Annotated in this window: 17 protein-coding genes and 1 pseudogene; 11 read left to right on the top strand and 7 right to left on the bottom strand. The window is 31.9% G+C overall.

The window, feature by feature from the left end:
* Complete coding sequence (locus tag NMSP_RS04550) at nt 1-681, top strand: hypothetical protein (RefSeq protein ID WP_086907656.1); 681 nt, start codon at nt 1-3, stop codon at nt 679-681.
* Nucleotides 682-882: 201 nt separating this feature from the next.
* Here the strand turns inward: NMSP_RS04550 and NMSP_RS04540 are convergent, their stop codons facing one another.
* Entirely contained in the window at nt 883-1,794 is a 912-nt protein-coding gene (locus tag NMSP_RS04540) for a transcription initiation factor IIB (protein WP_086907654.1), read from the bottom strand.
* A gap of 170 nt (nt 1,795-1,964) precedes the next feature.
* On the opposite strand from NMSP_RS04540, the gene NMSP_RS04535 reads away from it, so the two are divergent.
* The 3 genes from NMSP_RS04535 (at nt 1,965) to NMSP_RS04525 (ending at nt 4,170) form a co-directional block, all read left to right on the top strand.
* Nucleotides 1,965-2,327 (top strand): hypothetical protein, encoded by a 363-nt coding sequence (locus tag NMSP_RS04535; protein ID WP_086907653.1) that lies wholly within the window; start codon nt 1,965-1,967, stop codon nt 2,325-2,327.
* Nucleotides 2,320-2,760 (top strand): SRPBCC family protein, encoded by a 441-nt coding sequence (locus tag NMSP_RS04530; RefSeq protein ID WP_086907652.1) that lies wholly within the window; start codon nt 2,320-2,322, stop codon nt 2,758-2,760. The genes NMSP_RS04535 and NMSP_RS04530 overlap by 8 nt, the downstream gene beginning before the upstream one ends.
* 63 nt (nt 2,761-2,823) lie before the next feature.
* Nucleotides 2,824-4,170, top strand: coding sequence for a phytoene desaturase family protein (locus NMSP_RS04525; RefSeq protein WP_086907651.1), 1,347 nt, complete (start codon nt 2,824-2,826; stop codon nt 4,168-4,170).
* Here NMSP_RS04525 and NMSP_RS04520 read toward each other — a convergent pair.
* Nucleotides 4,167-5,021, bottom strand: a complete 855-nt coding sequence (locus NMSP_RS04520) for a cobalamin B12-binding domain-containing protein (RefSeq protein ID WP_086907650.1) — start codon at nt 5,019-5,021, stop codon at nt 4,167-4,169. The two genes, NMSP_RS04525 and NMSP_RS04520, sit on opposite strands and share 4 nt — an antisense overlap.
* A gap of 135 nt (nt 5,022-5,156) precedes the next feature.
* On the opposite strand from NMSP_RS04520, the gene NMSP_RS04515 reads away from it, so the two are divergent.
* From NMSP_RS04515 to NMSP_RS04505, 3 genes are read left to right on the top strand one after another with little or no spacing between them, the layout of a single operon-like run.
* Entirely contained in the window at nt 5,157-5,351 is a 195-nt protein-coding gene (locus NMSP_RS04515; RefSeq protein WP_086907649.1) for a hypothetical protein, read from the top strand.
* Between the two features lie 14 nt (nt 5,352-5,365).
* Nucleotides 5,366-5,731: a hypothetical protein gene (locus NMSP_RS04510; RefSeq protein ID WP_152023808.1), complete on the top strand. Its 366-nt coding sequence runs from the start codon at nt 5,366-5,368 to the stop codon at nt 5,729-5,731.
* Between the two features lie 2 nt (nt 5,732-5,733).
* Nucleotides 5,734-7,161: an NAD(P)H-binding protein gene (locus NMSP_RS04505; protein ID WP_225971239.1), complete on the top strand. Its 1,428-nt coding sequence runs from the start codon at nt 5,734-5,736 to the stop codon at nt 7,159-7,161.
* 215 nt (nt 7,162-7,376) lie between these two features.
* On the opposite strand, the gene NMSP_RS04500 is transcribed toward NMSP_RS04505, so the two are convergent.
* Nucleotides 7,377-7,958, bottom strand: a complete 582-nt coding sequence (locus NMSP_RS04500; RefSeq protein ID WP_225971238.1) for a DUF1722 domain-containing protein — start codon at nt 7,956-7,958, stop codon at nt 7,377-7,379.
* 187 nt (nt 7,959-8,145) lie between these two features.
* Here NMSP_RS04500 and NMSP_RS08755 point away from each other — a divergent pair.
* Together NMSP_RS08755 and NMSP_RS04490 are read left to right on the top strand one after the other, a co-directional pair.
* A pseudogene (locus NMSP_RS08755) lies at nt 8,146-8,406 on the top strand (peptidase); the annotation flags it as partial.
* A gap of 704 nt (nt 8,407-9,110) precedes the next feature.
* The gene (locus tag NMSP_RS04490) at nt 9,111-10,394 is read left to right on the top strand and encodes a hypothetical protein (protein ID WP_225971237.1); all 1,284 of its coding nucleotides are present in this window, start codon (nt 9,111-9,113) and stop codon (nt 10,392-10,394) included.
* 7 nt (nt 10,395-10,401) lie between these two features.
* Here the strand turns inward: NMSP_RS04490 and NMSP_RS04485 are convergent, their stop codons facing one another.
* Nucleotides 10,402-10,962 (bottom strand): TATA-box-binding protein, encoded by a 561-nt coding sequence (locus tag NMSP_RS04485; RefSeq protein ID WP_086907646.1) that lies wholly within the window; start codon nt 10,960-10,962, stop codon nt 10,402-10,404.
* 9 nt (nt 10,963-10,971) lie between these two features.
* Nucleotides 10,972-11,871 carry a transcription initiation factor IIB gene (locus NMSP_RS04480; RefSeq protein WP_067956970.1) on the bottom strand — a complete coding sequence of 300 codons (900 nt, stop codon included), beginning with the start codon at nt 11,869-11,871 and terminating at the stop codon, nt 10,972-10,974.
* Nucleotides 11,872-12,072: 201 nt separating this feature from the next.
* On the opposite strand from NMSP_RS04480, the gene NMSP_RS04475 reads away from it, so the two are divergent.
* Complete coding sequence (locus NMSP_RS04475) at nt 12,073-13,128, top strand: baeRF10 domain-containing protein (RefSeq protein ID WP_086907645.1); 1,056 nt, start codon at nt 12,073-12,075, stop codon at nt 13,126-13,128.
* A gap of 4 nt (nt 13,129-13,132) precedes the next feature.
* Here the strand turns inward: NMSP_RS04475 and NMSP_RS04470 are convergent, their stop codons facing one another.
* Together NMSP_RS04470 and NMSP_RS04465 are read right to left on the bottom strand one after the other, a co-directional pair.
* Complete coding sequence (locus NMSP_RS04470; RefSeq protein WP_086907644.1) at nt 13,133-13,531, bottom strand: pyridoxamine 5'-phosphate oxidase family protein; 399 nt, start codon at nt 13,529-13,531, stop codon at nt 13,133-13,135.
* Nucleotides 13,528-13,806, bottom strand: coding sequence for a hypothetical protein (locus NMSP_RS04465; protein WP_086907643.1), 279 nt, complete (start codon nt 13,804-13,806; stop codon nt 13,528-13,530). Before NMSP_RS04465 ends, NMSP_RS04470 begins: the two co-directional genes overlap by 4 nt.
* A gap of 71 nt (nt 13,807-13,877) precedes the next feature.
* Between NMSP_RS04465 and NMSP_RS04460 the strand changes: the two genes are divergently transcribed.
* The gene (locus NMSP_RS04460) at nt 13,878-14,279 is read left to right on the top strand and encodes a DUF2203 domain-containing protein (protein WP_086907642.1); all 402 of its coding nucleotides are present in this window, start codon (nt 13,878-13,880) and stop codon (nt 14,277-14,279) included.
* The last annotated feature ends 2 nt before the right edge of the window (nt 14,280-14,281 follow it).

The raw sequence follows: 14,281 nt of genomic DNA, 5'->3' as shown, positions 1-14,281 counted from the left end.
ATGAAAAAATTATTTTTATTAGTTTTTGTTATGATGTTAATTTCTATATCTCCTGCATATGGCCATAAATTAATTAGTCATGATGACTCTCATCGTGATTTTGATTCTGCATTAGTAATACCGGATCATAAAATTTCATGGGCAATTTATGAGAATCTAGGCGTGGAAGAATCCAAATTTTATACTTTTGATGCAAAAAAAGGTGATTCATTTTATGCAAGTATTGTAATTCCAAATCTTGAAGGATTGGAAAAATATTCTCCTTCATTAATTCTAATGAATGATGATTTGTATAAAGGAGATGGACCTTCTGCAAATATAGAATCCAGTGTTCAAAAATTTCTTTATGAAGGAGATTATCCTGGAAATGAATTTTACGAACCTTTTGGTCAGGTAACTTATTGGGAGAGACAGGAGGTTAATACAATTATTCCTGAAGATGGACAATATTTTATTTTAGTATTAGATGAGAAAAATCAAAGTGGAAAATATAGTTTAGCTATTGGTACTATTGAGGATTTCTCTGGTGCTGATTTTTTTACTATACTACCTAAAGCTTGGTTTGATACAAGAATTTTTGTAAATGATTACGCTGGACTTGCTATTGGAATTTCCATACTTGTTGGAATTCCTGTCATGTTATCATTAATAATTTTGAGAAATAAAATATTTAGAAGATAGAAAATAATAAAATATTTTAAAATATTCTACTTTTTCTTACTTCTAGGTTTTGTTCTTAACACTGCTTTGCAACAAATGCATCTAACATCTTCGGATTCAAGAAAAATACCACAAAATGTGCAACGTTTCTGTCCTATCTCATACCTAATTTTATTAGGTACTGATTCAGCTTGATGTCTTTTGCAGATGTTTCTACAAGTTCTACCCAACTTTTACATCTCCTATCTTATTGACAATTTCTTTTCTTCTTTCTCTTATGGTAACAGCACTAATTCCTGACATTTTGGATATTTTTAGCTGTGATACTTTTTCACCATTGGTTGTTGCTGCTAGGTGTATTGCAGCTGCTGCCATGGCCATTGGATTTTTACTTGTAGAAACGTGCTTTTTTGCGCACAAATCAAGTATTTTGAAGCTAAGTCTTTGTGTTTTTTCTGACAAAGTTAACCCCTTTGCAATTCTGGTGACAAATTCTGATGGTGTGTATGACTCAGGTGATATGTCCATCTCTTTTGCAAGGAATCTGTATGTTCTTTGTAGAACTTTTTTCTTAATGTTTGCTGCATCAGAAATGTCTTGTAGTGTTCTAGGCGTATCTGTAATTCTGCATGTTGCATAAATTGTGGCAGATAACATAGCTGCTGTTGATCTTCCTGCAAGAATCTTTCTTGCTGCAATTTTTCTAAACAAATATGCACTTTCTTCGACTACTGATTCAGGCAGACCTAGCTTTGAACTTATTGCATCAAGTAAAGTGAATGCCTTTTGAAACGATTTTGATGTGACAGCTGAGCGACTGTTTCTGTCCCACATTCTTAATCTGTAAAACATTCGTCTGTTTTCTACTGACAGTGATTTACCTGTTACGTCCTTATCTTTAGCTTCAATTAATGTAGACAGTCCCATGTCTATCATCTTTAAAGATCTTTTTGCTCCAACTCTTGAATTATTTTGGTAATCTGCTGAACTTCCTCCTGGCATTTCAGCTCCTAGATCAACAATTGGTTCTGATGATACTATTCCGCAGTTACTACATGCAATCTCCCCAGTATGCATGTCTGTAACTATTTCATGTTTCTTACAATTTTCTTGATGTACTAATTCAGTTAACATGAACACTTTATGCTTTCATTTTATATAACAAATCAAAGAAATTTTCTCTAGTGCTAATATTTCTACTCGTAAAAATTATTTTCTTCATTTACCACTAGGAAATTGAGTTTTAGTTAGCACTATTTACATATTATTTTTGTATTTTAATACAATGAATCGGACAGAAATTTATGCCTCATATTGTACTGGATCAAAAAATCAATCTTTTTGATTTTGCAATATTGTTTAAACCTCTTTTTCAAAAATCTCCGCTGATCAAAATTCATGAGATGTATACCGATGTTCAAGGCAAAAATGCCTTATTTTCAACAGTTGTAATTGATAATTCTCATCATGATTATTTTATTCAAGTAATGACTGGTAAGGACAGAACTACAATTAGACTATTGCCTGCAACTGACCCTGAAAAAACTGATGCTGTTAAACAGTCATTGGCAAATTTATGTTTAGAAATTCAAAAATGTTATCCTGATATGAACATCATAAAATCAAATTTATGGGACTTTCTAAAAACTCCTATTGCAAATGAGTAGTTTTACTCTTATCCAAAAAAGTAAATTAAACAGGGATTTAATTTTTAAAATTAGTACCGATGTTGAAAATTTTCATAAGGTAATGCCGGATTATTTTAAATCTTTAAAAATTATAAGTGATTCTTCAAATGAAAAAATTGTTTTAGAATATCTGGATTTCCTTGGTAGGCAAATTGAAATTAAAACAAAACATGTGATAATCCAGCCTAATTTACATAAAGTGCTTATTTTGACTGGCCCTGCAAAGGGGACATCATTTGTTGAAACCTATGATTCTAATTCATCTGGCACTGACATTTCTATTGAAGTTAATTTACAATTAAATGGAATTTTAAAATTTGTTCCTTTTTTAAAAATTCTTTTATTAAAAAAGATGGATTCAGTAATGTCTGAATTCATTATTTGTGCAGAATTATATGCAAAATCCATGTAAGATTAGTTAGCACTATAAAATTAAGTTAGCCTCTGTTAAATACAAAAATTATTGAATTTAGGCATGTCTTTACCGACAATTGTAATTGGTGCTGGTGTTGGTGGATTAACTACGGGTGCAATGTTGGCAAACAACGGTCATAACGTAATGATCTTAGAAAAATCTTCAAAATTGGGTGGGAGGACCGCTGCTATGGAATACAAAAATCACATTTTGGATAACGGTTTTCACATAATGCCATTTTACAAAAAATCTGCTATCTTTACTATTTTAAAAAATTTGGGAATAGAATCTCGATTAAAATTGGCAAAAGTTGATGATATTGCATTTTATGCAGAAACCGGTTTTCATATCTATCCAAAAGGGATGGTTGATTTACTAAAATTATCCTTAATTCCATTCAAAAGTAGAGTTAGACTTTTGAAATTATTATTGCCCTTGGCTTTTTCTTCTATAGAAAAAACTGAATTATGGGATGAAATACCTTTAACAAAAATTACTAGTGATCTGGATGCTGATACAAATGCATTCTTTGAAGCCGTATGCATGTTAGCTTTTGCCGACACTGCAGATCATATATCTTTAGGTGAATTTGCTAGAACCATTATTAGAGCAAATCCGTTTAAGGGCGGTACTAGCGAATTTGCATATCCTGATGGTGGTGGATATGATTCTATCTGCAAGGTTCTAGGTGAATTTATTTTAGAAAAGAAAGGTGAAATCCATACAAAGCAATCTGTAAAAAAAGTGATTGTTGAGAACTCTAAAGTTACTGGAGTTGTTGTAAGTGATTCACCTAATTCTGAAAAGTTTATTGAAACAAACTCTGTTGTTATTTCTTATCCTGCATACACTGCATTGAATCAATTATTTGATGAAAATGTAATTGATAAAAAATTTGTTCAAAAAATTGATAAATTAAACAAAACAACTTCTGTAGTTGAAGTTCATTTTGCATTAAATTCTCAAATTGACACACGACAAGTTGTATTTCCCGTAGGTGATAATTATGTCACAAAGGGCATTTTTTTCATATCAAACATTACTCCTTCTGTATCTCCTAAAGGTGAGCATTTGATAATTGCAGGAACTCCTGTATTACCTTCTGAAACTGAGGACCCTGAAAAAATTAAAAGTATTGTCAGCAAAATGAAGCAAGAGATATCATCAATTTACCCAACATTTGACTCTTCATTATTATGGGAACGTCCAATGGCCTGGAAACTAGTGGAGTCTGTTGTAAAAGAACCTGGAAAAGTTTGGAAATCAAAAATGCCTCATCAAATTCCTGGAATAGATGGCTTGTTTTTTGTCGGTGACTCTACTGTGAGTTATGGAATTGGAACTGATTCTGCTGCACACAGCTCAATTTTATGTGCTCCAAAAATCGAATCTTTTTTAAATTCTTAATTAGTTAATGGTATTTTTCTAATAATTTTTGGAATCTCTTCTAAACTCATATCGCCTACCACATTACCTTCAAATTTTGGAGGGTTGTCCTGTTGTAATGCATATCCTCCGATTAAAATTGGTGTTTTACAATATTCTCTAATTTTTTTTGCTAGTCTTTGTCCTGCAGATACGTTATCTTCAATTGTTATTGAAATTAAAATAACATCTGGTTTTTTCATACTGATAAATTCCATAATTGAGTCTGTCGGAATTGATGTGCCCATATTGAAAACTTTGAATCCTTTTATTGTAAGATATGTTTCCAACACATCACATCCCATGTGGTGCTCTTCCCCCACGGGTACGCATAACATTACTTTCTTTTTATTTCCTGCACCTGATACTTGTTCCATAATGATTTTTACTAAAGTTTGTGCTACATTACTGGCAACATGTTCTGTTGCGATTGCTAATTTGCCATTTGCCCAGTCTGAACCTATTTTGCTCATTACGGGTCTTAGAATCTTGTCAAAAAAGTCTGGTACGTTAAATATGTCCACGTAATTTTTATAAATTTTAATACATTCCTCCAGGTTACCATCTGTCAATTTTTTAAATAATTGCTGTTTTGATTTTTTTGTCGCATCTTCTCTTTTTTTTATGTCTTCAGGGTTATATGATGCCAAAACTGATAATATTTTGGGATCATTTCTGAATTCCTCGGGAATGTCATCTTTTATTACTTCTGAGGCTTTTCCTAGATATTTTACAATCTCCTGTTTTGATGTACTCTTTTTTGAGTCCCAGACACTTTTTACTAAATAGAGATATTGATCTGATTTGACTTTTTTAGCCCTAATGTAGACCATTACAATTATTGATTTTTTCGATATATAACTAATGGTAACCATCAGTGCTAGTGCCAATATTTTATAAATTTAATTTATTAGCACTAGTGTAGAGTTATGTTTTCGGTTAAATATCATAAATCAAAAAACATTATCATGGCAGGTACAGAAGAACAAGAATGGGCAAACCTTCTTGCAGAAATCTTTGACAAACTTACACAAAAACACGCCGCAATCACTTACGATTTTGACAATCTTGAGATGGCAGGTAAGATTATGAAAGACAAGCAAGTTGTCCCAACTGGTACAGTCTCCCTAAGTGGAAAACTTACCATTACAGCAAAAAAATAGAGTGTGGTATGAGAATGAAAAACTTTGATCTACCCGCTAATTTTTTATCTTATTTAGATAATGGCAAACTAACCGTGACATGTGACGGTGAACCTACGATAAATTTTCGTGTTGATGGCAGCACAAAAATTATTGATGTAATTGATATTCCAATTGAAATTACAAAAATGCCTGGATTTCTAAAACAACTTTCTGAAGCAAAAGAACTTGCAAAAGATTTAGCAAAGAAAAAAACTACAATTGAAGTTCATTTTAAAGGTGAACCTGTGTTAAAATTAGGAGAAAAAGCAAATCCTAAACTTGCAAAAATTGTCACACGAAGTAGTGATATTGAAATCACTGACATAAGAAAATTAAAAAAATTAAGTGATGTGTTTTAAGATTGTCTGAGATTGTTACGCAAACTAAGCCATACGATATTTTGGTAACTGGTGCTAGTGGTTTTATTGGAAAAAAACTCTTGAATAAATTAACTGATTCTGGATTTACAGTCACGGCAATGTCTAGATCAAAATACCCTGATACTGAAACTGTTAAACGTGTTCAGGCAGATGCATTTGATGTTGACTCTTTAACCCAGGCTACAACAGGCATTGAAACAGCATTTTATTTACTACATTCCATGGAAGGCTCAAAAAAAGAATGGGCTGAATTTGCTAATCGTGAAAAACAGCAGGCTCAAAATTTCTTAAAGGCTGCAACTGATTCTGGTGTAAAGAGAATCATATATCTCGGTGGCTTAGTCAATGAAGGTTTAGAATTATCAAAACATATGAGAAGTAGACATGATGTTGGAAAAATTCTGGCAAGTGGATCTATTCCTGTAACTGAATTACGAGCATCTGTAATTGTTGGTGCTGAAGGTGGTTCTTATGCTATGCTGAGATATTTAGTTGAAAGATTACCTTTCATGGTTTGTCCAAAATGGGTTAAATCCCAAACACAGCCTATTGCAGTTGAAAATGTTGTTGATTACTTAATTGGTGCAATGAAAAATTCTGAAACTGCAGGAAAAATTTTAGAAATTGGTGGACCTGATACAATGACATATGAACAATTAATGAGATTGTATTCTTCTATCCTTAATAGAAATTTAATGATTATTCAAATCCCTTTCTTAACTCCTAGACTTTCTTCATATTGGATTGATTTAGTAACTCCAGTTAAAGCATCTTTGGCAAGACCTCTTGTTGATAGTTTGGTGCATGATTCTGTTGTTAAAGATAAAACTGGACAAAAAATGATACCCGTTCAATTAGAACATATGACTCAAGCAATTCAGACTGCTAGGGAAGAAGCAAAATCTTTCAACTCTATTTCTAAATCTGAAGGAGAAAAAACTTCGTATAAAATGAATCAAAAAATTCTCTTAATTACTTTATGTGCAATGGCTTTCATTGGTACCACCTACTATTGGTTAGATGATAGAACTGATGTTTGGGAAATTCCTTGGTTAATTGGTTCATTGATTTGGTATGCTGCTATTTTGTTTGCAATATCTTTTGTCAAACAGAAGGCTCGTTTGGGTTATTTGATAGGTGGAATTCTTGCTTGGGTTACTCTGGCATTTTGGCTATTTGATAACTTTTATGTTGTATTTGAACTCTCATTGGTCGCATCTGAGCCTAGCTTGGAAATTACAATTAGAAATTTCATTGGTGCGGCAATTGCTGGATTGGCTATATTCTCCTCCCACAATGTATTTCATAAAGTACGAGTTTATCAAGTCCGAGGAAAACCTGTATCTGAATCTGCTTCTGCAGAGGTACCTCAAGGTGCCAGACCGGTTTATAATACTGACTTTTCATAATTTTAAGTGATTTTTTAATTATTCCTACACTCAATACATAATTTGTTATTTTTGATTATGTTGCATGTCCAAATTTTATGACAATTTTTACATTGTAACATAATTACACTGAACATATGAAATTTAATTTATTGAATTAATTATAAGCATAAGTTTGATTCTAAGTTTTTGTTCTAACTGTGTATTTTTCTATTAATATTTCTAAAATGATGTGTTTATTTTTGATTTTCTAAAATTTTGAATATATTTCCATTTGCTGGATTAGAATATAGTAGAAAATATGTTTGTCCAGCAAGGTATGTTTTATTAAATCTGAATACTATTGGATGAATTTCTGCAAGTATGTCTCCTATTGTGATTGTTTCATTTTTATAATTTTTTAATAAATCAAAAAATTTGTCTCTTTCTAGATGAGAAAACTCCTTGGAAAAAAAACCAAAAATATGCATTATTACATTGCTGTGTGTTTTGATTGTAGGTTTAAACTGTAAACATAAACCGAGATTTTTTTCATACTCTTCTAACATTTCTGAAAATTTTACTTTTTTGTTGCTGGCAACAATTCTGCCTAATACCTTGAGCTCCTCTTGATTGTGGGCCATTATCAAAAACTTGTTCATTGCTTGAAATTCAACTAATTCTTTTACTTTGTTACTTTTTTTTACATTTTGAAATTTATCTAGAACAAATTCTTTGATTTCTTTTTGAGTTAACACTTTGTGATAGTTTTGCATCATGGTTTCATCCTTTTTTAATTCCGTAACTTGACATACACGATGATCGATTACAATTTGCATATAAACAACTCCTAACCAATTAGTGGTTAGCACTATATTTTTTGAAAACAATTAGCACTAGAAAATGATTTGGCACCATTTTAAATATAATTAACCAAATTTCTCTGTAATGAAAACTCTCATAACAGCAATTTCAACAATTGCCGTATTGCTGCTTGTTGGCTCAAGTGTTTCGTCTGTATATGCAGAAGTACCATCTTGGGTAAAAAACAACGCAGGCTGGTGGGCAGAAGGAACAATTGACGACGATTCATTTGTTCAAGGAATTCAATTCTTGATCAAAGAAGGAATCATGGAAATTCCTCCAACCACACAAGGAGTAAGTTCTAGTAATGAAATCCCATCCTGGATTAAAAACAACGCAGGCTGGTGGGCTGATGGTACCATAGATGACGATTCATTTGTTCAAGGAATTCAATTCTTGATCAAAGAAGGAATCATGAAAGTATTACCTGAACAAGCTAGTGATGTAGCAAAGGCTGCTACTGAAATGGCATCTGCTAAAAAGGAACAAAAATCTACATCATCAAGCGATGACCCTGTAATTGCTTCTCTTGAAGCTGAATTAGAGAAATGTTCAGAAATAGTCAAGGCCTACAAAAGACTTGATTGTGAAAAGCCAATTAAACAAGAAATTCTTGTTCATACATACAAAACTGGTGCTGAATTAATGCAAGTAGGACCAATCAATTATTATTGGTTTGGTGTAAATTCTGAGGGTAACACCTTTGAAATTAGTCCTACAGGACAACCAATTTTGAATATCAGAATGTTGGCCGATAACATTTCTTCAGACATTGTTAGTTTGAATTGTACAAGTCCTTCAATTTGTAACTATGATGTTTGGGACGGTTCAAAATCTTTCAAATATTCTGGCATGGATTTCACTAGTGGACAAATCAACCTAAATCCTGGAACAGCCAAGGAGTTCAACATTCTATTTGGTCCAAATATTGGATATGGTGGAACTGAATTTGAATATGATCCTTCAAAGACATACACATTCAGAATCAATGAACCATTTGGTAGTTTGGATGTTCACCTAGACCTAGAATAAGACTTCTTTTTCTTATTTTTATTTTATTTTTATTTATTTAGCACTATTGCTTACTAGTTCCACTTTTTATATAATTAAAAAAAGTAAAAAATTTCATGAATCTTTTATTTTTGATCATTCCATTACTTGTTTTTTCAATTCCAATAGCCTTTGCTGAATCCTCTAATGTTGGTACTATGTATTGGAAACAAGAAATCATTTCAACAAATTCGTTTGTTGATATCTATGTACATGATAATGATATGAATAAAAAAGAATATCCAAATTTTGCTGATAAATTTATGATATCTGTGTGGTCTGATTCTTCTCCAGCTGGCCTTGAAATCCAAGTTGTAGAAACAGGAGTTTACAGTGGTATTTTCAAAGGTCGTGTGTTTGTTGCTGACTCTGGTGATACTGTAAAAAATAGACTAGTTTCAATGCCTGGTGATACTGTATATGCAAAATATGTTGATTTTACAATGCCAGATGGCTCAACATCTGAAATATTCTCAGCTGCAATTGTAAAAATATCTGGTCAAAATATGCAGCCATTACTTGACAATATAGATTCAAAATACCGTATGTCTTTATCTGTTGAACAAGTTCCATCATGGATTAAAAATAATGCAGGCTGGTGGGCAAATGATGACATTGATGATGATGCTTTCATTCAAGGTATTCAATTTTTAATCAAAGAAAAGATTCTTGAAATAAATGAAACCTCATCTGCAGAAAAAAGTGATAAAATTCCTGCTTGGGTAAAAAATAATGCTGGCTGGTGGGCAGAAGGCCAAATCACTGAATCTGATTTTCTTAGTGGGATTACACATCTTGTAAAAACTGGAATCATATCCGTTAGTGATGACTCTGTTGAATTAGTTTCTGATAATGTCGATCCTTTGCTAACTGAATGTCAATCGATCAAGTCTACATACAAGCGACTAAATTGTGAAAAGGAAATAAAACAAAATCTTGAATTTATAGAATTTAAAAAATCTTCAAATGAATATGGTGTAGGTCCAATCACTTACTATTATCCTGGAATTGGAAATTTTGGAAATGAATTTGAAATCAGTTCTTCTGGTCAAGCAATGCTAAGATTAAGAATTTTAGCTGAAAATACTGGCAATGAAGTAATTTCATTAAAGTGCACAGGTCCGTCTATCTGTAGTTATGATGTTTGGGATGGTTCAAAGGCATTCAAATATGCTGGCATGGATTTCGTATCTGGCCAAATTCCAATAAATCCTGGAACCTCTGTTATTTTTAACATGATGTTTGGTCCAAATATTGGATATGGTGGAAATCAATTTGAATATGATTCTTCAAAGAGTTATAGTTTTAGAGTTAATGAAAACTTTGGAAGCATTGAAATTCCATTAAAAATTAATGAATAATTTTTAATTAATCGTAAACCATCAAGTCTTTTTCTTCTAATAGACTATGAATTTGGTGTACTGAGCGATGAATCTCTTTCTCAAGTTTAGCTCCAACACAAACAAGTTTTCCTGATGCAAAAATCAAGATGACTGTCTTTGGGTCAAGCATTCTGTGAATAAGACCTGGGAATTGTTCCGGTTCGTACATACTTCTTGGAAGTGTTCTTGCTGCTTGCTCCAAGTTGACTTTGCCTCCAAGGTTGATTGATGATACGATATTTTGAATTGAAACTACGGCGTCTTTTTTGATTTTAATTTTACCTTTTCTTAAAATTTTAACAACGTTGGAAACAGCTGTTTCTGCTAATTCTTGAGATTTGGCACCGGTACATACCATTTTACCTGAACTAAATAGCAACGTTGCAGTCTTTGGATTCTTTAATCTAAATACTGCTCCTGGGAATTGTTCTGGATGATATTCTACATCTGGGAATTTTTTTGTAATATCAACTAAATCTAATTTCTGATCAATTGTTGCAGATGCAACAACGTTTACAATTGCAATTACTGGTTTTGTTTGTGGCATTATCTCATTCTACCTCTCAATACTCTGATCTAATCTCAGTCCTTTGTATCTATTTCTAATTGTTACTTCTGTTACGTTAGCAGCTTCTGCGATGTCTCTTTGAGTTCTGTCTTCTCCATTTTTGACACATGACAAATACAATGCTGCTGCTGCAAGTCCCATTGGGTCTTTACCTGCAGATTCTTCATGTTCTTGTGCTTCTCTTAAAACTTTAATTCCGTAACGTTTTGTTTTTTCAGAAATTTGTAACTTACTTGCAATTTTTGCAACACATTGTGTTGGATCAACTACTGGCATTTTTAATTCTAATTCTCTATGTAATAGTCTATAACATCTTGCGATGTCTTTTTTCTTAATGTTTCCTGCATCTGCAACATCTTTTAGCGTTCTTGGAGTTTCGGTATCTCTACATGCTGCATACAATGCTGATGCAATTAATGCAGAAATGGAACGTCCTTTAACTAATCCTTTTTCTAAAGCTTTTCTGTAAATGTAAGCTGCTTTTTCTATAACTGAATCTGAAAGTGAAAGTTTGTCTTTTAATGTAGCAAGCTCACTTAGTGCTTGTCTGAGATTTTTATCTGATGATGCATTTACTTTACTTCTGCTGTCCCAAGTTCTAAGACGTTCGATTGTACTTTTCATTGAAGTTGATAATGGTTTTCCAGATGCATCTTTGTTTAGCGGATTGATGATTGTTGCAAGTCCTCTGTCGTGCATTGTCAATGATGTTGGTGCACCAGTTCGTGTTGGATCTGCTCCTCCATCTTTTGAAAATGATCTCCATTCAGGTCCTGCGTCCTGTAGGGTTTCAGTAATTACATATCCACATTTGCCACAAAATCTTTCTCCAGTTACAGTATCTGTGGTAATTCCGTGTTTTCCACAACGACCACAAAGTGTATCCATATTCGAAACTTCTTGAACCAAAATAATACAGTATTTCACAACGCTATTAGTATATAAGCTATTTCAAATTTATTCAAAAAAAACGACTTTTTAGGACAAATTATCACTTTTTTGTGCCATTTACTAAACATCACTCAATGAATTTGGCCTTTTTAACCTCCATTTCAAACTCTTATTAAAAAAGTAATTTCTTCGAATTCTGTGTCTGTATCCCAATTTTCTGAAATTGACCCTTCTGAGTGGCTGTCCATTAATCAATTTGTATTTGAATTAAAGGAAGTCAAAGGTCAATGTGTTTCTGTTTACTATCCTTATGGTAAAGGTGAAAACACAATTCAATTATTACAAGAAACTAAAAGATCGGATTCTGTTGAAAAAATTAAAAAGAAAATTGAAAATAAGATTTTAGAATTAAAAAAAAATCCTGTATCTGTTGGTAAATTTACTAAAACATTATGTCTTTTTGGTTGGATTGTTGATGGTAAAATTCATCTCAAAGTAATTGGCACTTCAAAAAAATTACCTTATCTTTACATCGTAAACAAAAAACCATATGTCAAACCTTTTTCTGATATTCTTAAAACCAATTATACTATTTTGATAGTAACAGTTGATCAAAAAACTGCCAGAATACAAAAATTCATTGGCAGTCAAATTATTCAAGAATCTAAATTAAAAATTGATTTACAAGGAAGGCATAAAAAAGGTGGACAAAGTCAGGGAAGATTTTTGAGAGCAAGACAAACAAAAATTCATGTCTTTTTCAAAAAAGTTGCAAATAAAGTTAGACTGATGTCTGATAATTCTGAATTAATTCTTTTGGGAGGTAGTGGTAATGGCAAAACGGAATTCTACGATGAATTAAATTCTGAATTAACTTCTAAATGCAGATTTGTTGAAGGTTTGTCTTTTACAACTCCTATTAAGGACATCCATAAGATAATCATTCATCATCTTTATGAGTATAGAAAAAAACACATGGAAGAATTGATGCAAAAATATGAGAAATTAGTTAAGGAAGGACTAACTGCTAAAAGAAATAATATAATTAATCGTGCGCTAAAAATGGGAAGTGTGGAAACCCTAATTGTTTCTACACTGTTTCATACCAAACCTCAATTCAAAAATATTCTTAAAATGTTAGAAGAGGCAAAAAATACTTCATGTAGAATTGAGTTTGCCATGTCTCCAAAGATTATTCAAAAACTTGAAATTGATGACTCTGTTTTAGCAATTTTAAGATATAAAATTGAATAATTTTTTAATTTAATCCCCAACTTGTATGGTTTTTTGGAATAATTTGTAAAAATGGTGCCTCATTTTCCTTCCATGGGTCATTTTTTACCCATTGAAATTTTTCATAAAACATTTCATAATATTCTGCAAACTCTTTTCCTGATTCAATAATTTTTACTTGTCCTTGAATACATACTGCTTTGTGATTTCCTGGAACATATCTGTCAATTACAATGCTTGTGTGAGGATTGACTTTGATGTTTTGAAATGATTTTGTTTGATAATCTGTGGCAATAATTATTGTATTTTTATAAAATATGAAAGAAACTGGTTTAACATGTGGTATGTTGTTATTTGATGTCGCAATTCTTGCTTCCTCTATTGATTTTAGAAAACTAATTTCTGATTCCTTGAATTTTGTCAATTGAAAATTCTTTCACGGATTTCTGGAATGTGTTTGTATATTATGTCTCTGACTCTCATTTGATCCTCTGGAGTGGGTGGTTTTTCTTGTGCACTCAATATTGCTCCACTCATTCCTAATGCCATGCCCATCACGATTCCATAAACAAATTCTTCAGGATTTTTTACTTTTAGGGTGTCATTACTTGCCTTAATTTCTTCAAGATAGCCTGGAATAGTAGCTATTGCACCATTAATTGTTTGTAAAATTATTGCTTCTAATGGATCTTCACTCATATTATGAAATAAAATCTATGATTAATAAATTTGCACCTAAGATTTTTAATTAAGGGTTTTTGAAAAGACTCATGTTTTCCTTTTTCACTGCAAAAGAAGCTAATGATGCATTACCTGATGTGATTAAAAAATTTGAATATTCATTGGCTAAAAAAAATGATATAACAAAAATTGAAAAAGAACTCCAACTAACTGTATCTACTACAAATTCTTTTGAAAAATACATGGAATTAAAACAAAAACTCAATACTGCAATTACTAAATTTTATCAATCAATTGAAATTTTAGAGAGTACTGGAGTCATGATAAAAAGTATAGATCAGGGATTACTTGATTTTCCTTCAAAAAGGTTTGATGATGAAGTTTGCTTATGTTGGAAACATGGCGAAACTGAAATTAAATTTTGGCATGATAAAGAATCTGGATTTATGGGTAGAAAACCTATTGAAGTTAATGATGAGTCTTTAGTTTAAAA

Source organism: Candidatus Nitrosomarinus catalina (genome assembly GCF_002156965.1).
Classification (GTDB): Archaea; Thermoproteota; Nitrososphaeria; order Nitrososphaerales; family Nitrosopumilaceae; genus Nitrosopumilus; species Nitrosopumilus catalinensis.
This window is presented reverse-complemented; position numbering and strand designations above follow the sequence as displayed.

Bases quoted from the DNA above. Each gene is read 5' to 3' on its own strand.
- NMSP_RS04550 (WP_086907656.1), top strand. From the start codon at position 1: ATGAAAAAATTATTTTTATTAGTTTTTGTTATGATGTTAATTTCTATA.
- NMSP_RS04540 (WP_086907654.1), bottom strand. From the start codon at position 1,794: ATGTTAACTGAATTAGTACATCAAGAAAATTGTAAGAAACATGAAATA.
- NMSP_RS04535 (WP_086907653.1), top strand. From the start codon at position 1,965: ATGCCTCATATTGTACTGGATCAAAAAATCAATCTTTTTGATTTTGCA.
- NMSP_RS04530 (WP_086907652.1), top strand. From the start codon at position 2,320: ATGAGTAGTTTTACTCTTATCCAAAAAAGTAAATTAAACAGGGATTTA.
- NMSP_RS04525 (WP_086907651.1), top strand. From the start codon at position 2,824: ATGTCTTTACCGACAATTGTAATTGGTGCTGGTGTTGGTGGATTAACT.
- NMSP_RS04520 (WP_086907650.1), bottom strand. From the start codon at position 5,021: ATGGTCTACATTAGGGCTAAAAAAGTCAAATCAGATCAATATCTCTAT.
- NMSP_RS04515 (WP_086907649.1), top strand. From the start codon at position 5,157: ATGGCAGGTACAGAAGAACAAGAATGGGCAAACCTTCTTGCAGAAATC.
- NMSP_RS04510 (WP_152023808.1), top strand. From the start codon at position 5,366: ATGAAAAACTTTGATCTACCCGCTAATTTTTTATCTTATTTAGATAAT.
- NMSP_RS04500 (WP_225971238.1), bottom strand. From the start codon at position 7,958: ATGCAAATTGTAATCGATCATCGTGTATGTCAAGTTACGGAATTAAAA.
- NMSP_RS04490 (WP_225971237.1), top strand. From the start codon at position 9,111: ATGAATCTTTTATTTTTGATCATTCCATTACTTGTTTTTTCAATTCCA.
- NMSP_RS04485 (WP_086907646.1), bottom strand. From the start codon at position 10,962: ATGCCACAAACAAAACCAGTAATTGCAATTGTAAACGTTGTTGCATCT.
- NMSP_RS04480 (WP_067956970.1), bottom strand. From the start codon at position 11,871: ATGGATACACTTTGTGGTCGTTGTGGAAAACACGGAATTACCACAGAT.
- NMSP_RS04465 (WP_086907643.1), bottom strand. From the start codon at position 13,806: ATGAGTGAAGATCCATTAGAAGCAATAATTTTACAAACAATTAATGGT.
- NMSP_RS04460 (WP_086907642.1), top strand. From the start codon at position 13,878: ATGTTTTCCTTTTTCACTGCAAAAGAAGCTAATGATGCATTACCTGAT.